This is a genomic window from uncultured Gimesia sp., from assembly GCF_963976445.1.
In the GTDB taxonomy this organism is placed as follows: domain Bacteria; phylum Planctomycetota; class Planctomycetia; order Planctomycetales; family Planctomycetaceae; genus Gimesia.
This window is the reverse complement of record NZ_CAXBKP010000009.1, coordinates 1-19331: the sequence shown is the minus strand read 5'-3', so window position 1 is coordinate 19331 and position 19331 is coordinate 1. Positions and strand designations below refer to the sequence as shown.

At 49.2% G+C, this 19331-nt stretch carries 13 protein-coding genes; 5 read left to right on the top strand and 8 right to left on the bottom strand.

All coding sequences use genetic code 11. The features are described 5' to 3' along the window. Positions 1 to 82 precede the first annotated feature (82 nt). The 3 genes from AAC022_RS11860 to AAC022_RS11850 all read left to right on the top strand — a co-directional run bounded on the left by AAC022_RS11860 (position 83) and on the right by AAC022_RS11850 (position 5635). The gene (locus tag AAC022_RS11860; protein ID WP_339731131.1) at positions 83 to 3970 is read left to right on the top strand and encodes a secretin N-terminal domain-containing protein; all 3888 of its coding nucleotides are present in this window, start codon (positions 83 to 85) and stop codon (positions 3968 to 3970) included. A 3-nt stretch (positions 3971 to 3973) separates the two neighbouring features. Then, on the top strand, positions 3974 to 4858 hold the full coding sequence (locus tag AAC022_RS11855) for a hypothetical protein (protein WP_339731130.1): 885 nt from the start codon (positions 3974 to 3976) through the stop codon (positions 4856 to 4858). 114 nt (positions 4859 to 4972) lie between these two features. Then, positions 4973 to 5635 carry a BON domain-containing protein gene (locus tag AAC022_RS11850; RefSeq protein WP_339731129.1) on the top strand — a complete coding sequence of 221 codons (663 nt, stop codon included), beginning with the start codon at positions 4973 to 4975 and terminating at the stop codon, positions 5633 to 5635. A 6-nt stretch (positions 5636 to 5641) separates the two neighbouring features. On the opposite strand, the gene yegQ is transcribed toward AAC022_RS11850, so the two are convergent. The 4 genes from yegQ to AAC022_RS11830 form a co-directional block, all read right to left on the bottom strand. Then, positions 5642 to 7012 carry a tRNA 5-hydroxyuridine modification protein YegQ gene (yegQ, locus tag AAC022_RS11845; protein WP_339731128.1) on the bottom strand — a complete coding sequence of 457 codons (1371 nt, stop codon included), beginning with the start codon at positions 7010 to 7012 and terminating at the stop codon, positions 5642 to 5644. 177 nt (positions 7013 to 7189) lie between these two features. Continuing rightward, entirely contained in the window at positions 7190 to 8119 is a 930-nt protein-coding gene (locus tag AAC022_RS11840; protein ID WP_339731127.1) for a sialate O-acetylesterase, read from the bottom strand. 128 nt (positions 8120 to 8247) lie between these two features. Continuing rightward, the gene (locus AAC022_RS11835) at positions 8248 to 9714 is read right to left on the bottom strand and encodes a DUF1501 domain-containing protein (RefSeq protein WP_339731124.1); all 1467 of its coding nucleotides are present in this window, start codon (positions 9712 to 9714) and stop codon (positions 8248 to 8250) included. 9 nt (positions 9715 to 9723) lie between these two features. Then, positions 9724 to 13017 carry a PSD1 and planctomycete cytochrome C domain-containing protein gene (locus AAC022_RS11830; protein WP_339731123.1) on the bottom strand — a complete coding sequence of 1098 codons (3294 nt, stop codon included), beginning with the start codon at positions 13015 to 13017 and terminating at the stop codon, positions 9724 to 9726. 476 nt (positions 13018 to 13493) lie between these two features. On the opposite strand from AAC022_RS11830, the gene AAC022_RS11825 reads away from it, so the two are divergent. Both AAC022_RS11825 and smpB read left to right on the top strand, forming a co-directional pair. Continuing rightward, positions 13494 to 14243, top strand: a complete 750-nt coding sequence (locus AAC022_RS11825; protein WP_339731122.1) for a hypothetical protein — start codon at positions 13494 to 13496, stop codon at positions 14241 to 14243. A gap of 143 nt (positions 14244 to 14386) precedes the next feature. Further along, positions 14387 to 14881, top strand: a complete 495-nt coding sequence (smpB, locus tag AAC022_RS11820; protein ID WP_339731120.1) for an SsrA-binding protein SmpB — start codon at positions 14387 to 14389, stop codon at positions 14879 to 14881. Between the two features lie 61 nt (positions 14882 to 14942). On the opposite strand, the gene AAC022_RS11815 is transcribed toward smpB, so the two are convergent. The 4 genes from AAC022_RS11815 to recO all read right to left on the bottom strand — a co-directional run bounded on the left by AAC022_RS11815 (position 14943) and on the right by recO (position 19090). Then, positions 14943 to 16052: a PASTA domain-containing protein gene (locus tag AAC022_RS11815; protein ID WP_339731119.1), complete on the bottom strand. Its 1110-nt coding sequence runs from the start codon at positions 16050 to 16052 to the stop codon at positions 14943 to 14945. Positions 16053 to 16291: 239 nt separating this feature from the next. Further along, positions 16292 to 16801 carry an LPS assembly lipoprotein LptE gene (gene lptE, locus AAC022_RS11810; protein WP_339731116.1) on the bottom strand — a complete coding sequence of 170 codons (510 nt, stop codon included), beginning with the start codon at positions 16799 to 16801 and terminating at the stop codon, positions 16292 to 16294. A gap of 59 nt (positions 16802 to 16860) precedes the next feature. Next, entirely contained in the window at positions 16861 to 18306 is a 1446-nt protein-coding gene (gene bamD / locus AAC022_RS11805; RefSeq protein WP_339731115.1) for an outer membrane protein assembly factor BamD, read from the bottom strand. A gap of 37 nt (positions 18307 to 18343) precedes the next feature. Continuing rightward, on the bottom strand, positions 18344 to 19090 hold the full coding sequence (gene recO, locus AAC022_RS11800) for a DNA repair protein RecO (protein ID WP_339731114.1): 747 nt from the start codon (positions 19088 to 19090) through the stop codon (positions 18344 to 18346). Between the last annotated feature and the right edge of the window lie 241 nt (positions 19091 to 19331).

Below are 19331 nucleotides of genomic sequence, written 5' to 3'. Positions count from 1 at the left end.
TCAATGGGGTGAAACGTTGTTGTCTTTTAAACGATTAACCAGAACTGTTTCCAGGCATTTGCGGTGCCTGCTGGCAGCGCTCATGCTGTGCGGACCGTCAATTTCGGCTTACGCTGAGAGCAAGCCTGGTTTCTGGAACCGTCTGCGTAAGTCATCCGATGTGAAAACGAATCAGTCCGGTTCTGCCTCAGAGAATCAAAGCAAACCTACTGCCCCACTCAAACGCGGCAGAAAGTTGGCAAATGAAGTCGCCGATATTTCGTTAAATCATGTTCAGACCACATGGGGAAAAGTTCTGACCCAGGTGGCAGAACAGAGTGAGTTGACGTTGGTCATGGACGTGGTCCCGAAAGGCTTCTATTCACGCATCGATAAAAAGCCGCATTCGTTAAGTGAATCATTTCAGATATTAAATCGAGAGCTCGAGCCAAAAGGGTTTCGATTACTGCAAAAAGATCAGTTCTTAATTGTTCTCGACCTTCGCCAGGCGAAGCCAAGATATGTAAGGGCCACTGTTCAGACAAGTGGAAAACAGTATCTTGAAGCAAAAGAGAAAAAGCAGACGGTCAGGCAAGTTGACTATGTGGAACAGGCAGAACATTCTGAAGCGCCCATCAAACAGGCCAACGTTCCTGCAACCTTTGAAAAGAGTGCGCGGCAGATTCCACAACAACCGTCAAAACCACAACAGACTCTTTTTACAGTTCGCCCGCGTACATTAAACAGTACTGAAATCCTGCGGCTGTTTTATCATGCGTTTGAATCACGTGCGGAATTGCAGGGGGAAGGCCCGAATGGCCTGCCTGGAGTTGTTGTCTATTCTCAAAACCAACAAAGTCTGACTGATGTTCAGACAAAAGAGTCCCTCAGTATCGTAGAGGCACAAGTTGATTTTCGTGTCGGGCTCGACAAACAAAATAATGAATTGATTTTCGAAGCCGCGGCTCCCAAAGCACGTGCCTTGAAAGCAACCGTCATGAAGCTCGATCAGGCTGCCAGCAGAAAAGTAGAATCGATTCAACTCGTAACAGGTTCTACTCAGATAGGCCAGGTCGCACAAACGCTTCACACACAAACAAATGCAACGAGTTCAGAACGCGGTACTCAACAGGGATTACCAGCCAAAACTTATTCCAACCGTCGGCTTCCTTCGCGAAATCAGCAGCTTGATCGCTTAAGACAACGCGTGGATCAAATCGCCTTTGATGATGCACAACCTGGAAATACAGCGCAAAATCCACAACAGCCTCAACCTGCAGAAAAACCAGCCGAAGGTGTTAAACACCCCTCTCTGCCAGAGTTGCTGCAGGACCTGAGTGGCAACGTGAATATTGAGAGTGTGCCTGATCTCGGTGTGCTGATCCTGCGTGGTAAAGACGAAGATGTCAACGCGTTGATGAAAATCATCAAAGAGCTGGAAAAACTGAGTGAAGGGACCCGTCCTGACATTCACTTATTGAATTTGCGTCACGTGAATTCAACAGCGCTCGCAGATCTACTGAATGGGGTTTACGAAGACCTCGTGAAACTGCGAGCGATTCAGGGACAGATTCAGAAAATTAAAATCATTCCTCTGGTCAAACCCAATGCCTTGCTGATTCTGGCCCCCGATACCGATATGCCTTCGATTCTCAAATTAGCGGAAGAACTGGATCAGCCAGTGAATCCGCAGACCGAGTTTGGTGTATTTGAGTTAAAAAGTGCCAGTGCCAGCCAAGTCGCAAGCACATTGACTGAGTTTTATAACGAGCGTGGCGGGCTGGGAACCCGCGTTCTGGTCTCAGCCAACATACGTACCAACTCGCTCATCGTCCAGGCACAACCGCGTGATATGCAGGAAGTCGCGGCCCTGATCCAAAAAATTGATCAGGACCAGTCTCAGGCAGTCAGTCGCGTCAAGATCTTCCCGTTAACAAACGCCATCGCAGCCGATCTCGCGGCGACTTTGAATTCCACATTACAAAGCGTGCTGAATCCTGCTGCTGCACAAACCTCTGGTTTAGGATCAAATATTGGTGGTGCCGGGGGAGAAGCAGCTCAGCAGTTACAGGAAGCGCGGTCTGTGGTCCTGGAGTTTCTTTCACAAGAAGGCACTCAAAGCAGGATTCTCAGATCCGGTTTATTAGCCGACATTCGTGTGATCGCCGATCCTCGTGCGAATACACTGGTTGTGACTGCTCCAAAAGACAGTCTGGAACTGGTCGGCGCATTGATTCAACAATTTGACCAGCGGGTTTCAACGGTCGCAGAACTCAAAGTATTTACCTTGAAAAATGCAGACGCACAATCGATGGTCACATTGCTGCAATCCACGTTCTCTCCCGAGAATCAACAGACCGATTTGGGAATTCAAATTGCCGGCGTGAATGATGCGAACAGTAATCTGATCCCGTTGAATTTTACCGTTGATCGTCGCACGAACTCCGTTGTCGCCCAAGGAGGCGCGGATGCACTCCAGATCGTCGAAGCCATTCTGCTCAAACTGGATGGTGCCGACAGCCGTAAACGGGAAACCACGGTCATTCAACTGAAAAACACACCTGTCGCTGATGTCTCAGCGGCCATCAATGAATTCCTCGATACACAACGTTCGCTGATTTCCCAGGACCCAGACCTGATCAGCAGTTTCGAATTACTGGAACGGGAAGTGATTGTTGTTCCTGAAGCGATCAACAATAATCTCATTATCAGTGCCACCCCGCGCTTCTTTGCAGAGATTTCTAATCTGGTCAAAGAATTAGACAAGGAAGCCCCGCAGGTCATCATCCAGGCTTTGATTGTTGAAGTAGAACTGGATAACGATGATGAATTTGGAGTTGAACTGGGGATTCAAGATTCGCTGCTCTTTAATCGAAGTATTATTGATAACATTTTAACGGTGCAACAGACCGTCACCGGACAGAACAACGTAACACAAACCAACCAAACGATTGTGTCCCAGGAAGCGACTCCTGGATTCCTGTTTAACAGTATCAATCCAGTAGGAACCAACAACACCAATAACGTTGGTAATACGGCAGGCCAGGCACTGAGTAACTTCTCTCTGCAGCGTGGTAACAGTGACCTGGGCTTTGGTGGGCTGGTGCTTTCCGCCAGCTCCGAGTCGGTCAGTATTCTCATTCGAGCTTTAGCCGCGAAGCGGAATGTGCATGTGTTGAGTCGTCCGCAAATTCGAACGGTGGATAATGTGACCGCCCAGATCCAGGTTGGTCAGATTGTTCCCGTTGTTAATGGTGTGTCGGTGACTGCTGTCGGCTCTGCCAATCCTGTGATCGAGCAGTCGGAAGCCGGGATTATTCTGACGGTCACCCCCCGCATCAGTCCTGATGGCAATATCGTGATGGAAACGCAGGCTGAGAAGAGTGACTTCAATGGTTCAAGCGTTCCGATCTTCACGGATGCCACTACGGGGAACGTCGTCGAATCTCCGATCAAGAATATCACACAAGTTCAGACAACCGTCAGTGTCCCCAACGGTCAAACTGTTGTCCTAGGGGGAATGATTACCGAATCGGACACGACAATCGAACGCAAAGTCCCCTGGCTGGGTGACATTCCACTCGTGGGAATTCCATTCCGCTATGACTACACTTCCACGCGGCGGAAAGAATTACTGGTCTTCCTGACCCCACGCATTATTCGAAACGACGCCGATTCCGAATTCATTAAACAGGTCGAAGCAGAACGAATTCATCTGCAGGTTGATAAAGCAGAAGAAATGCAAGGTCCTATCTTTGCGGTACCTCCGGGAGAACCAGAATTTATCCCTGAAGGAGACGGCATGTTGGAAGCAATTCCGACCACCGTGATGCCACAGACTAATCTGAATCCGGATGTCATGACCGACCCGAATTCGGAGGGAGCAATCCAGCAGATCAATTATGAGACACAACGACCTATTCGTACTCCGAAAAAACCGGTTAAAAAGAAGCGATTTCAAACGCAATTCCCTTACTGGGGGCGAGATTAAATAATGAAACTGCTGATCGTGCCTATTCGATATTTAGTGTTACTGTTGTTGATCGCGCCGTTATTCACAGGCTGTACGAGCCTTGCATTGTCAACCTGGGACTGGAACGGTGGCAAAAAGTTTGCCACATCTAAAAAGCCGGCTGTGGAAACCGTCGCGCTCTGGGAGGCGACTGAAGGAAAAGGCGTAGACGGTATGCCGACACGTGGATTTGCAGGACAGATTTTGTTTTTCCAGCACAAAAATTCTTCCCCTGTTTACGTAAAGGGTGAAGTCACAATCCATCTTTATGATGACCAGGGAAAGGTAAGCGAACAGAATAAACCCATTCATCAATACAAATTTGATGCCGGCGCCTGGCAGGTCCATGCCGTTGAATCAACATTGGGGCCCGCCTATCAGGTATTTATCCCTTATGTGCGCAAAGGAAGAGATCAGGCAGAATGTGCGTTGCGCGTCCAGTTGACTCAACAGGGTTCTGGCGAAATTTATTCGCGGATGATCTCAGTCAAACTAGATGGAAAAACCCCTCAGCCCACTGAACAGTCTCTGGCTCAAGAGCAGCCTGCCCTGAAAGAAAACGTGCTTGTGGAAACATTGGCGCGGCGGGAACAGGGGAAACGTCTGGAACTCTCTGCGGAACTCCTGGAGTCGCGAGTAAAACAGGTTGCAGAACCGGATAACACAATTCAACAGGTCAAAGCAGAAATCAGTGAGCCTGAATCGGACGCAAGGGATGAACGAATCCGCCGACTGGAACAGCAGCTAAACAGTCTGCTGAATGATCAAAGCAAGGCTCCCGCCGAGCGACTCAACAGTCTGATTCAGGAAAGCGCGCCCGCTCACGCCGGTTATCGGCAATTTAGTTTGAATGCGTCTCCAGAGTAAACGTATTCCCCCCCTTTGAAAAACAGATTATTTGCTTCCACGTTCAAATGTCGATGTTATAATTAGAACTGACGTGGCGCTATTCTATTCTGGCTTCTGTTTTCGGGAAATTTCATGGCACGCTCTATATCCACAAACGCTTTCTGTATCACAGTTTGCGCGTGTTTAACCATCGGAGTCACAGAACAAACCGAGGCGCAGGTGCAAACCCTGTCTAATAGCAGTTCCTCACAGTCATCCGGAAATTCCGGAACGACGATTGGAAATGCCAACACGGGGAATCAGGCGGGGGGAAATTCTCAATTTGGCCTCTCCACAATGGGAAACATGCAATCTCTGAATGCCCAAAACGGTTTCATCGGCCGCTCAGACGCAACACAGAATTCGTTCATCGGACGGAGCAACGCACAAAACACAGGTAATAATGCCGGTCAGGCACGCAATTTTAACCGAGCCAACACTGGCGGATCGAACCAGTTCAATGCCGGTCAAACGGGTCCGAAAGTCCCCTCCTTCCGTCCACAAATGCGTGTCGCCTTTACCGCGCCTCCACTCCCATTGAGCAACGTGCAGAACTCAATGGGACAGTCGTTCGACCGTATTAAGGACCGCAACGAACAATTGCGGGGCGTACAGTTCGAACTCAACGCAGACCGCAGTGTGACTCTGCGAGGTCAGGTCGAATCAGCGGGTACAAAGAAACTGGTCGAGTTTCTGGCGATGCTGGAACCGGGCGTGCGCAAGGTCAAGAATGAACTGACGGTTGCCGGTAAATAAGATCCGCTAAACCAAAGACGACTCCGCTGGTGTGTTCACCGATTTCATTAATAAGGCAAACTGCGAATCGTGGTCGCTTAATTGTCCAGCACTGTCCTCAAGCTGGTTATCGGTAAAGGGGATCTTGACGACATGCCCGCTACCAGGAGCAACATCTACCAACTCAGAATGTTTGTTTAACAGTGCTTTCAACTGAAAGACATGATTTCCAGTAGGCGTCATCAACTCCAGTTCATCGTTCAGCCCAAACTTGTTTTTGACATCCACAATCAGGCCGTCTGCATCACGGTCGATGATATCACCAACAAACTGTTGTTTATTGGCAACCGAGCGCCCGAGCTCATAATTCTGCATACTTTCAGAAGCATGTCGCTGGAAGAAGCCCTCGGTATAACCGCGGTTGGAAAGACTGTCGAGCATCTCCAGTAAACTATCACTGAATTCGATACCAGCGGCCGCATCATCAATGGCTTTGCGATAAACCTGTGCGGTGCGGGCTGCATAAAAGAAGGACTTTGTGCGTCCTTCAATTTTCAGCGAGCTGATTCCCATGTCGCTGAATGTCTTCACATGCTGTACGGCTCGCAGGTCTTTGGAGTTCATAATATAGGTGCCATGCTCATCTTCATAAGCGGGCATATATTCGCCGGGCCGCTGCGGTTCTTCCAGCAGGAAGACTTGATCGACAATCGGAAGCTGCTGCTGTCGTTTCGGTGGGGGAGGATTTTTGAGGACGATATCCCCCTCCAGCGTCTGGACTGCGTCATTAACTTTATAATCCCAGCGACAGGCGTTGGTGCAGTTCCCCTGATTCGAATCACGGTGGTTCATATAGCCGGAAAGCAAACAGCGCCCGGAATACGCAATACAGAGCGCCCCGTGCACGAAGACTTCCAGTTCCATGTCGGGACACTCTTCCTGGATTTCTGCCACTTCTTTGATCGAGAGTTCTCTCGAAAGAATTACGCGGCTCAGTCCGAAGTTCTTCCAGAACTGCACGGTGGCGTAGTTGACCGCATTCGCTTGGACGGACAAATGAATGGGGACGTCAGGCCAGCGTTCCCGGACCATCATGATCAGCCCGGGGTCAGACATGATCAGAGCATCCGGTTTCATGTCAATGACCGGTTCCATGTTCTTGAGATAACTGCGTACTTTCAGATTGTGAGGCGCGATGTTACTGGCAATGTAAAATTTCTTACCCAGTTTGTGCGCTTCTTCGACGGCTCCGGCCATCACTTCCAGCTTGTTGAATTCGTTTTCACGAACACGCAAACTGTAGCGAGGCTGTCCTGCATAAACGGCATCGGCTCCATAAGCGTAGGCATACTGCATTGATCTGTGTGTGCCGGCCGGGGAAAGAAGTTCCGGTTTCATATTGATACCTAAATCACTGTTTCTATCGAAGAACACAAAGTAAACGCGAATCACTCATATCAGAATAGTGTCTTATCAGACTTGAAATATCACGTTATTCGAAATAGTCCGCACGCTCGTTGGCGTGCTCGCCAAGCATCGATCACCTGTTAATTCAAGATTGATGAACCAATAGTATTACTCCTGAGGGAGTTTCCATAGGGCCTGGGCAAATTTCCTGCCTAAATCCAGATAACCTTCTGAATTATAGTGCCAACGATCTGAATAACCATAATCATCGGTACTGGTCACCAGCGCTGCACGTTTGTCTTTTTCGACGAATGCCGCCTGTCCGGACCGAACGATCTCGCCGTACTTCCAGACCTTTCCCTCCGGATTATCACCCGAATCTGAAATCCGACCAATCACCACAGGCAGGTCATCGGTCAGAACCGACGCGCGAATTAAGTCCATCAGACGCTTCAGGTTGGCTTCATATTGTCGGGCGATTTCCTCGGTGTAAACAGCATCGCTTTCTCCCTGCATCCAGACGATGCCGGCAGGAACCAGTGTATCTGCTTCGCCATCCTGATCAATGTCACGTGTTTGCAGTGCCCGTTTCATGCCAGCCAGAAAATGATCGTATTGGTTGATGCCCTGACCTTTGCCGGTTCCTTTTTCATAATCGGGGTCCCAGCAGCCGAAGTTACCTGCCGCATCGATGGCCAGTGAAGTGCCGCCACGCGATATTTTGATCAAGGCGAAGTTTTCTTCCGGGGCGAGTTCTTTGAGCGTTTTCGCAAAAGTCAGCTCGGTACCAAAGCGGTTTGAATAGGTATTTGCCGTGCCATCTGATTTAAAGCCGGCTCCATGCCCCGGTTTCAAAGGAGCCCAAATACCACGACCGTCCACAGGCACACCATCCGGAGCCGGATTCGCATGAAAGATCATTACTCCTGGTACCTGCTGCTGCAGATCCTCGGGTAGATCTTTGACATAGCCATACCCGTCCATGTTAGACTGGCCACCCAGAAAATAAACCTGGTAGGTTTTCGCCGAGGTAGATTCCGCGCCGAGTAGAAATTGAAATTGGACCAGTGCCAGAGCAAGACATATGAACCGAAACATGGAGAAGCCTTTCGCATCCGCTGTGTGAAAAATAGAATTCATCTGCGATTCTACATCGCAAAGAATCAATTATACAGAGCAGACTGCGTTCAACGAAACCGTAACGGGCACTTCAACGTAAATGCGGGCTAAGCGATGATTCCGTCGATCGGGTGTCCATAATCCAATTCAAGGCGTTTCTGACCGGGCACTTCCAGACGGCGGGCATTCAGTCCCAACTGCTTCATCAGCGTGGCGTGCACGTCGGTCACATAATGGGGATCTTCTTCTGCATGGAAACCGAGTTCATCGGTCGTGCCGTGTGCGATCCCTCCTTTAATGCCGCCACCGGCCATCCAGATGGAAAAACCATACGGATGGTGATCGCGGCCGTTACTCCCCTGCGAACCAGGGGTCCGCCCAAATTCGGTTGCGAACACAACAATCGTATCTTTCAACAGGCCTCGACGCTTCAGATCTTTCAAGAGACCGGCCGCGGGTTGATCGACCTGCATTGCCAGCTTGGAGTGGCTTGCTTTCAAGTTGGAATGCGAATCCCAAGCACCGGCGGCTCCCGAACCGTGCATGACCTGAATGAACCGCACCCCTTTCTCAACAAACCGTCGTGCAGCTAATAACTGCATGCCAAACGGCTTGGTGGCGGGATTGTTCAAGCCGTAAAGTTCCTGAGTCTCTTTGGTTTCCTGATCAAACTGGATTACTTCCGGCACCGCGGTCTGCATGCGAAATGCCAGTTCGTACGATTTCATTCGTGCCTGAAGCGTACTGTCATTCGGATATTTTTCAGAATTGAGACGGTTTAACTGATTGATCAGCGAGAACTCGATCCTTTGTTCTTCGCTGCTGAGGTCCAGTTCCGGCTTGGCATAGGGCAGCGGATTTTTCGGATCGATTTTGAGGGGCACCGAATCGTAGGCGGGCCCCAGGTAGTGCCCGTCTCTCACATCAAAAAAACGCGGCCCCATATTGATGAATTGTGGAAGATTCTGGTTCAGTGAGCCGAGGCCATAATTGATCCAGGCACCGATGGTTGGCACGCGACCATCCAGCATATGCCGGCCGGAATGGAACTGGACCTGCGCGCCGTGATTGTCATCGGTCGTCCACATGGAGCGTACGATGGAAAGATCATCTACACAGCCACCGAGTTGAGGAAACCAGTCGCTGACTTCGATCCCGCTCTCGCCGTATTTTTTGAAACCGACTTGGAGTGGATAAACTTTATTCCGCTGCTGGCCGTTGGCATCGTTGACCACGACTACGCGAACCCGTTTCAGTTTTTCTGACTCTTGCACGCCTTTCCAGGGAGTCTCACTGATCGATTTCCCCGCATATTTGGTCAGCATCGGCTTAGGATCGAAACTTTCCATATGACTGACGCCCCCCCGCATGAACATCCAGATCACACTTTTGGCTTTGGGAGGGAAATGGGCTTTCCCATCCGGTGGAACATGGGCCGTCGAAGCCTGGGCGCGATCTTCATCCTGCAACAGCGCAGTCAGCGAAATACCCGCGAGCCCTGAACTGAGGCTCGTGAGGAAATTACGACGAGGAAGACCGCCGGTAGAATTCTGAAAATCATGTTGTGTATTCATGACGCACCTTCATCGAATCGTGATGAAATCGTTATGGTTGAGTAATGCGTGAACCAGGTTTTCACGCGATCGCCAGACGGGATTCTGTTTTTTCGTCGTTTTTAGCAGGGACTCTGTTTCAGCCAACGCGGTCAGACAAATCGCCAGTTCCTGAGCCGTGGGTTCAATGCACAGAATTTTCTCATAGGCGAGTTTGACAAATTTCTGATTAATAAGTTCGGGATGATCTTTGCGTATCTGCTCCGTAATTTTCCGCGCCATCTGCAGCGAGACCTTGCTGTTGGCCAGCGCCAATGCCTGTTGCGGCACCACACTTTCGTTGCGCCGATAGCAGGCAAAGATGTCAGCCGCATCAAACATACTGAGGAACTTATCCTGCGCATCGCGCGAGGTCGTAAAATACATACTGCGGCGTTTACTGTCGGGGTTCTTCGCTGGATCAATGGTCGGGCCCCCGCTGGTCAGATCGAGTTCGCCGGCCAGATGCAGCAGGCTGTCCCGAATGATTTCCGATTCCATCCGCACCATATTGCGCCGCCAGTAGTAATGATTCTCTTGATCTTTTGCCTGGGTTTGAGGATCGGCATTGATCGTGGAACTGCTAAGTTGATAGGCCTTGGAAGTGGTCATCAACTCATGCAAATGTTTCATGCTCCAGTTGTGCTCCATTAACTCAACCGCCAGCCAGTCCAGCAACTGTTGCTGCAACGGCTGTTTGGCGCGGAGTCCAAAATCGGTAACATCCTCGACCAGTGGCTGACCGAAATGCCTTAACCAGATATGATTCACGGCAACCCGGGCCGTCAATGGGTTCTGTCGATGCGTAATCCAACGGGCAAACGCGGCACGGCGCCCGGTACTGGTTTCGGGATAGGGTTGGAATCGGGTAGCCTCTTTTTCCGCTGGCCCTTCCAATGCTTTGAGTGATGCCCGCACGCGTGTGTATTTCTCTCCGGGCTTGCTCAGCGACTGCTTAGCTGTTTCAACCTGTTTCTTAGCAGCTGCGATTTCTGTTTCGACTTTTTTCTTTGCTGCTCCGGTTGCTGCCTCTGACTTTTCATTGGCTTTCGCCAGTTTTTCTTCTGCTTGCGCCAGTTCATATTTTCGGGCAGCCAGAGCAGCGGCCTGTCTTAATGCTATCTGTTTTGCTTCCGGCAGTTTTGAATACCGAGCCTTATCGGCTGCGTGAGCGGTCTGGATCGCGACTTTTGAAAGCTGTGCGATGTGCAACGAAACTTCGACTGTTTTATATTTTGCTTTCGTCAGTGCTAGTGATGGTTTTACAGACTGCTTGCCGTCGATCATCGTTTCATCAGATGAGAGCGAACTGATGTTGATCATCTCGAATTCCGCGGCGGCATCAAATGCCATGAGATCGATTTTCCCGGACTCGCGTTGGAGCGGCAGGCGATAGGAAATCGCGTGCACTCCATTCAGAGAAACATTGACCAGTTGGTCGCGGACTTTAATTTCGAGCTCATAGGGTTCGTTCAGATTGACTTCACATCCATGCCGTCCTTCTGCGGGATAAACAGATTTGGAACCTTCGTTATAGGAAACCTGTAGCTTCGAGCCCGGCTGAACCGCGCTCAGATAAATCATCTTTTCCCGCTTGTCGTTAACATCAAAGGCCAGACCCACCGAACGCCATTTGTCGCCGCCGGTGGTTTTGAATTTGAAGGTTGCTTTGAAATTCTGCGGATGGTCTTGTTTTGAACGCAGATACGCGCGGCCATAACCCGTTTTGGTTTGAATCAACTTACCTTCCTGAAAGGCCCATTGTCCGGGTCCCATCGTCCAGAGCTCTGACTTCGCTGCCTTGAAATCATCTACCAGAAAGGGGGCTGACTTTTCCGGAGTTTGCTGCTGAACCAGTTCGGTCTGTGCGGCCTGTTCCAGCATCGACAGTTGTTGCTTCGCTTTGAGAGCCGATTTCTCGGCGGCGGCAATTTTGACATCTACTGCTTTAAGTTGATCTTTAAGTACAAAGTCCTGGATACCGGGATGATGTGCTTCGGGAGGCAAAGTCACCGATGTGACCTGAAAAGAATCGAAGGTGAAGAGTTCGGGCGGAGCCGGTCTCAGTTCCCGGCTTTGATCGGGTTTTTTCTCATCGCCGCGTATGTGCACGTAGGTTTTCGTGTCGGCATGGGCATCGAAAATACGGGGCAACCCATTTTTCTCCAAGTCGGTCTCGCCAGGCAGGGCGTCGAGCCGCACCTGATACGGTTCGAAAATGGCCCGCATCTGATAATAATCCACGTGCGTTAGCGGATCGTATTTGTGATCGTGACATTTGGCACAATTCATCGTCAGCCCCAGGAATGCTTTGGAAGTATGTTCCAGAGTGCTGTCGAGCCAGGTCGTGCGGTTAAATAGATAATAATGTCGCGCAAGAAATCCAGTCGCACGCAGGGCTTGGTGGTCGGTCGGTTTGAGTTCATCAGCGGCAAGCATGTCCTGCACCATTTCGGCATAACTGCTGTCCCGATTTAAAGACTCGATAATCCAGTCGCGCCAATGCCAGATATGTTTTTGACTGTAGCGAAGTTGCTTGCCCAGACCGTACCAGTCGGTATATCTCCAGATATCCATCCAGTGCCGGCCCCAGCGTTCGCCATGCTGAGGGCTCGCTAACAGCTTGCGTACGACTTTTTGATACGCGTCCTTGTCAGAATCATTCACAAAATCTTGAAGCTGTTTCTGCGTGGGCGGCAAACCGATGAGATCAAGATAAACACGACGCAACAAGACCCGTTTGGAAGCAGGTTCTACAGTGACCAAACCCAGTTGCTTGCGTTGTGCCTCCAAAAACGCGTCAATCGGATTTTGAATCTGGGAGTCGCCAGGAATGTTCGCTTTGACGGGTGGCTGAAACGACCAATGCTCTTTCGGACTGCCGGGAATTTCTTCTTTCGGCGTGATGGCCCCCTGCGTGATCCAGGCTTTGATTAATGCAATTTCATGATCCGTCAGCCGTGAACCTGCTTCCGGCGGTGGCATCTGTTCGTCAGCTTTAGCGATGATACGTTCGTGCAACAGACTCTGATCTGGTTTTCCCGGGTTGAGAACCGTGCCGCTGTCGCCTCCGTCGAGCATGAGTTCGCGTGTTTCCAGCCGCAACTCGGCCTCCTGTTTGAGCGCACTATGACAGGCAAAGCACTTCTCAGCAAAGATCGGTTTGATCTCTTTCAGGTAATCCACCTTATCCGCGGCAGGTAAGGGCGGCGCAATAAACAGCGCCAGGAAACCCAGCCCGAAAACAGACGTGGAACGAATTGTTTTATTGAGTCGTTGTTGCATACATCAATATTTACCAAGGAACCGAAAGCCTGATAAGCCCTTACTTTTGATTTTGATATATTATATATATCTTTCATTATATATTTTATACAAAATAGACCTATTTTCACTCATAATCGTTGTATTAGATCAAATCAGCACCACATCAGTCTATAACCCGAGCAGGTCCCGGGCTTTTCATGTATGGTCACTATTCGGGAACCTGGCTGACTTTTCAGACGAGTATCAGGCTTGAAGTCCAGTTTGATCACGTCTACTATTGGCGTTCAGGCAACAGGGATTGAATAATAGATAATCTGAGTTGCTGAAACGATTTGTGTCACCGGATGTTATCGCGAAAATCAGCTCTATTTCTCTAAGTTGCTGCTGGTTTTGTGATCCTTTTCTGGTGGAAAACCGTTTCATAAGCTTCAGAGCCCGCATTGTGCCTTGGAAGCAGTACCGTCAACACGCGATTACAGATAAGGGATTCGATAATGGCTGATGATTCCAATACGAATGACGAACAGGAACTTAATCAGAGTTCTCCCAAAGATGAGATGCCTTCCAGCATCTATTTGATTTCGTATCCCAAAATTGTTTTTCTCTATCCGACATTGATCGTGTCGATCGCCGCTGCGATTTTTATGACCATCATGGGAGAGTCTGCCCACATTGGTGGCAAAAGCGAGCACATGGCAGAAGTCATGGCCTTAGTTTTTCTGGTGGTCTTCGGATTAAACATCACGGTATTGGCATTTGACTTCCCTCGCACCACCTCTCTGACGCTGTTCTTTTTAGGGGCTGCTATTTTTATGGGAGTCTGGATGCTGCTGCGATTCAATCCTGACATCATCCCCTCTATTACCAATTTTCTGAAAAGTCTGCGTCCCTGGGCTAATTCCCAGATGTATTGGATGTTTTCTGGAATCCTGGGACTGATCTTTGTTGGAGTGGCGATCAGTGTCCGCTTTGATTACTGGGAGGTCAGAGGGAACGAGTTACTGCATCACCACGGTTTTTTAAGCGATCTGGAGCGGTTTTCTGCCCCGAATTTGAAAATTGATAAAGAGATCAGCGATATTTTTGAATATATCCTGTTACGATCAGGGCGGCTGGTGTTGCATCCCCGCAATGAGCCCCGGGCGATCGTGTTGGACAATGTGCCTTTCATTTCCAAGAAAGAAAAACAGATTACCCGTATGCTGGGGGCACTTCAGGTGCAGGTGAGACCGGAGAGTCATTAAGGTCACAATTTGACTGAACCTTCCTACCAGAAGACGTGTCGGTCCTGAACGGGAAATCGTGTTTTTCCTCGTTTCATTCAACAAGCGATCAATCAAGAATATCAGCTGTAGTTCCGGCGTGTGGTCGGGTGGAGATTTTGGCAATGGGTAAAAAAGGAAAAAAGAAAGCTTCGAAAGAAGACCCGAATTCGCGCACTGTTTGCCAGAATCGTAAAGCCCGCCACAATTATGAGATCCTGGAAACGCTGGACTGTGGCATTATGCTGGCTGGCAGTGAAGTCAAAAGTATTCGTGCGAATAAAATTTCCATCGAAGAAGGTTTTGCGCGAATGCAGGACGGCGAAGTCTGGTTATTTAATTGTGACATCGCCCTGTATCCCCAGGCCAACACGATGAATCACCAATCCCGACGTCCCCGCAAGTTGTTGATGAAGAAATCTGAGATCAAGAAATTTGCAGAGCAAAGCGAAAACTCCAGCCTGACACTGGTTCCGTTAAGCGTTTATTTCACGCGTGGGTTGGTGAAAGTGAAACTGGGGATCGCCAAAGGCCGCAAGCTGCACGACAAACGCGAGAAGCTTAAAAAGGATTCCGCACGCATGGATATCCAGCGTGCGATGCGTGCTCGCAATAATTAAGGCCCTTGGAACGAATTCCAAAGGCCTTAAAGGTCCCGCGTCTCTGTGATTTAGCCAGGCTCTATTTCTTCGGTGTACTGGGATCAGTATACAGCAGAAGATGAATGGTATCACCTTTTTTGGCTGTTGTCCCGGGCTGTGGCTTCTGTCGATAGACGTGATACTTGCGTTCTCCTGGTTTTTGTGCAGGATCCCCCGGATGGACTTCTGGTTTAAATCCCATCTGCTGCAACATTTGTTTCGCTGCCTTGTAATCTCTGCCGATTGTGGAAGGCACTTTGAAAGCCACCTGTGGGGGATTCGGCCCTTGCGCTAACGCAACGACTTTCCCTTGTAACTGATAGTCATCCAAATCTGGAACAAATGGATCATTACCAAACACACGTCTGATGAGCCCTTGGTTTTTATTTGCAACTACGTTTCCAAATGTGTAAACAGTTGACTGATTTCCTCCCGGATGAATCAGCTGGACTGCACTTGGTAAAAAGGTCTCTGGATTTAACATGACCTTTGCTTCACTGTAGTTGGCCGCATCGGCGCGGCGCCTGGGCTTGACTGCAATGATGATCCGCTGAGGAGTATTCTCCAGCAGTTTCAAGAAGTAGCGTTTTTTGGCAGTCGCCGCCGGCATACCAAACAGGAAGGGGAGAGGCCCTTCCATAATGTTCTCCCCGCGACGGTTCAGAGGGATCGGATAAATTTCATAGGATTTTTCATCTTCATTGATGGAAAATATTCGTTTCCCATCACAGATCCAGCGTTCATTATCTCCCGGTTTCAGCTGATAGGGTTTACCATCCTTGTTTTGTTTCTTTCCTTGCTTCCCTTTTGGGACTTTGACCCCGGTAATATCAATGCGCCCTTTATCAGGTTGTTCGTAATAGAACTTGCCTTCAGATAGTTTTTCCACCTGAAATACATCGTCATACCAGTAACGAGTATGATTACCTTCCAGTTTTTCGATTTTTTTCGAATGGGTTTCCCAGTCTTCCAGGATCTTTTCCAACGCGGGAGGCAACCCTTGCACCTTGAGGACAGCGTCTGCCGGATTGGGACGTTGTTTCCGTTGTTCCAGCTGTGCCTGTGACTCGTTGTTGATCAGTAGTAACGTGAATGCAGCACAGCAGGCTATAACGAGTGCTCTTTGCTGTAAAACCAGTTTCGATTTCATGTGTTGTCCAAATCCTTCCCTGAATTGCCGGTCTGGTTGATCGACGAGCCAGATCCACTGGCTTGAGGCCCGATATACGATAGCAATCCGTGCTATTGAAGAAGATAGGTGTTTTAGTAAGGTGGGGAGTTGTTGTTTTGTTGTTGAATATTCTGAAATGTCTTGCGACCACATGTGGCCGTAGTGTAGCAGGAAAGAAAATTCCTGACTATCCGTGTTTGTCTCTATGTCATGTCAGTTTACCAGGGGGCTTCCATTAATTGGACGATCTGGTTTGCTAAACTGTCTGTGGCCGTTTTAGTCGCTGTTGCCAGAGATTGCCCGACTTCCGGTGCAAATGAAGCCTGTGAGACCAAATTGACCACATCCGCAGTGATGGGCACTTCCTGTTGAGACAGGATCCTTCCACTGCGCATGTCTTCCCAAGTCACCTCAACTACAAACTGCAGGTTCAGGTTTCGTGGGTCATTATTTTGTGTTGTTCCTAAGACGCTTTTGTTGATCTGTATAATTCTGCCACTGAGCCGGGTATCTGCTTCGACTCCTTTCGCTAGACGAAACGGAGTCCGTGACTGAATTCTCTGCTGCACGGCTTCAGTTAACTGATATTCGAATCCACGACGAAAGGTATTGTTTTCAAAAATTGGTACGTAAACGGTCTGCACATCCTGTTGATAAGAATTTCCGACCGTGTAACCACAGCCCGTCAGATCTATCGACAGTAGTGACAGCAGTAACAATTTTGCCACGATACGTACCATGAATTTATTCAACAGAAAACAGAGTTTCTGCCACGCCATTACATCATTTAAAGTTTAATTCTCGCTGGTTCCGATTCTTCTTCCAGAGGAATTTTCCGAATCGGATCCCCGAACCCATCCAGTTTCAAGCGAGCCGGTGGTTCCAGCTCCTGCTTCGCTGGTGGTGTTGGTCTTGTTTTTGCCGGAGCTGGGTCTGCTTTTCCAAACCCGGGTAATCCCGGCATGAATGATCTTTTCGGTTCGGGTTGCTGCTGTACCATCTTTTTCGGCGTAGCATAGTTTGCCCAAAGGTGGTTGGTATTCTCTTCCCCTAACTCTGACAGTAATTCCCGCGCCTGATTAGCGAAGGGAGATGTAGGGTGATTTTCAATCAGCAGGTTACAGTAAATGGCCGCTGATTTTGGTTTACTGCGACGCATCCAGTATTGAACGGTTTCCCAGTCGCGTTTGGCCTTGGCATGTTCAATTTTTTTCAATTCTTCCTTGAGACGTGCCTGCTCTGCTTTCGGAAAGAGACGCATTGTGGTCGCTTTGAGATCTCCCGCATCCGTCAGCACCGTGGCATCATATTGGGGTCCCTGGTAAGACATCAATTTCACATGCGTGCCCAGCTTGAATGCGTCTTCGAGGTGTGGGCTCTTCGGATATTCTTCTCGCAGCAGACTGAAAGTGCGGTCGGCATCCATATACCGCCCTTTTTTCAGATAATAGCTGGCGGTCAGCATCAGCGAATCATCGGCTAACGGTCCGGTCGGGTCATGCAGCCAGATCGATTTGAGTGCTTCCAGTGCCCGGTTCTCGGTGTCAAAGACGGGACGCGAGCGATCAAAAAAGTTCGGCAATAGTGCCCAGCGCGATTTCCGCTGTTTGCCATCACTGGGAATTTCCGGAGTTTCTGAACCGGGATCTTCCAGGTTGACCTGCTGAATATCGTTCCCCTTCACAATCGATGGTTCCTGCAGCCAGTAGCGGGCAATCGAAAACAGTCGCTTTGTGGTTTGATCCAGATGTCGGGTTGAGGGAAAATCAATCAGCAGTTTATCGTAGCTGTCCTGAGCCCAGGAATAATATTTCTGCTCATACTGACATTCCGCCACCATGAACTGGGCGTCTTCTTTGATCGGATCATTTTTGTATTTTTTGACGATGGCTTTGAATTCCTTCTCAGCCGCTTTATATTCCTTCGCTTTGAATTTTTCATTCGCCTGCTTGTATTCTGCAGCACCTACCGCAGGTTCAAAAAAAGTAGAGTCCTTCTTCTTGTTCCAGAGTGCAGTCTGCATCACGCGCTGCATCGGTCCGCGAACGTCCTCGATCGAAGGGTCGTCGGTCACACTCTTTTTTGACCAAGGAGGCTTCAATGCGGCGAAATTTGAAGTCCGTTCGCCAAACATCGCGCACCCCGGAAGTAAACCACACAGTGCCAGTGTCAGACAAAGACAAATGCTGCGGGCTACAGAGGGATATTTATTTTGTAAGTCATAAGTGGACATGGTCATCCCTGACTTCCACCTGAGGGAAATGAAGTGTTTATAGTTGCAGGTAGGGTGCCATTTTAGGACGGCGCCCCAAGATATGAGACATGGTCGTGGTCAGCAATTGTCGAATCTCTCGTTGTTGTTGAAGGGATAAGTTCAATCGCTGGGATAGTTGTGTATTTTCGTCTAACAGTTTTTGCAGTACCGTCACTGTACCTCGAGAGACACGCACATTTCCGTGTCGCTGTTGTTCACAATGCCGGCAATACAGTCCACCGTTATTGGCATCATAAAGATACGATTCCAACTGCCCTAATTCCTGACTGCATCCAGCACAGTGCTCGAACTGAGGAAGTTGGCCGATCTCGTCTAACATGGTTAACTCAAATTTAATCAACGCTTTCTGAAAATCATCATGCTCCTGCAGGTGTTGTAATACTGCATACGCCGCATCAAACAAATCTGGATGAGGATCATGTTCCTCAGTCAGAGCATTCAATAATTCGGCAATGTAGTAACCTACATACAGGTTGGAAAGATTTCCAGGATAAGGGCGAAAACGATTCACGAGTTGGGCTTCGGTCAAAATATCAAGCCCGCCGGAAGATTTTCGGATGAAGACTATCCGACATGTGGCCAGCAAGTCAATAGCAGCCTCGAATGCGCTTTTCAGCCGTTTCGCGCCTTTCGCCAAACTAGCAGTTTTACCAAAATCCCGGGTAAACCAGGTAATGACTTTACTGGACTCGCTGAAATCAGCCAGCCGAATAATGATGCCTTCCGTTTTCTCATTGGACATAAGTCAGTTGCTGCCAGATAAAATTTGCTACGTTCACTGGATCTGGAATGAGAAGTCGGAGTCTCGAACGACCGATCTGTCAAACAGGAGTTGCAGACGTTCCGTGAACTTGGGTCGTATGATTTTAGAGAATGAGTGACTATTCTGAAAAGGCGAACGGCAACAAATCGTGATTGAGTCTGGGGAATCGGGTAGGAGGGGGGATTTCTCCCCCCGTCCTCCCACACCACCGTGCGTACGG

Excerpts from the sequence above, each read along its gene's own strand:
- AAC022_RS11860 (WP_339731131.1), top strand. The coding sequence starts at position 83 with ATGCTGTGCGGACCGTCAATTTCGGCTTACGCTGAGAGCAAGCCTGGT.
- AAC022_RS11855 (WP_339731130.1), top strand. The coding sequence starts at position 3,974 with ATGAAACTGCTGATCGTGCCTATTCGATATTTAGTGTTACTGTTGTTG.
- AAC022_RS11850 (WP_339731129.1), top strand. The coding sequence starts at position 4,973 with ATGGCACGCTCTATATCCACAAACGCTTTCTGTATCACAGTTTGCGCG.
- yegQ (WP_339731128.1), bottom strand. The coding sequence starts at position 7,012 with ATGAAACCGGAACTTCTTTCCCCGGCCGGCACACACAGATCAATGCAG.
- AAC022_RS11840 (WP_339731127.1), bottom strand. The coding sequence starts at position 8,119 with ATGTTTCGGTTCATATGTCTTGCTCTGGCACTGGTCCAATTTCAATTT.
- AAC022_RS11835 (WP_339731124.1), bottom strand. The coding sequence starts at position 9,714 with ATGAATACACAACATGATTTTCAGAATTCTACCGGCGGTCTTCCTCGT.
- AAC022_RS11830 (WP_339731123.1), bottom strand. The coding sequence starts at position 13,017 with ATGCAACAACGACTCAATAAAACAATTCGTTCCACGTCTGTTTTCGGG.
- AAC022_RS11825 (WP_339731122.1), top strand. The coding sequence starts at position 13,494 with ATGGCTGATGATTCCAATACGAATGACGAACAGGAACTTAATCAGAGT.
- smpB (WP_339731120.1), top strand. The coding sequence starts at position 14,387 with ATGGGTAAAAAAGGAAAAAAGAAAGCTTCGAAAGAAGACCCGAATTCG.
- AAC022_RS11815 (WP_339731119.1), bottom strand. The coding sequence starts at position 16,052 with ATGAAATCGAAACTGGTTTTACAGCAAAGAGCACTCGTTATAGCCTGC.
- bamD (WP_339731115.1), bottom strand. The coding sequence starts at position 18,306 with ATGTCCACTTATGACTTACAAAATAAATATCCCTCTGTAGCCCGCAGC.
- recO (WP_339731114.1), bottom strand. The coding sequence starts at position 19,090 with ATGTCCAATGAGAAAACGGAAGGCATCATTATTCGGCTGGCTGATTTC.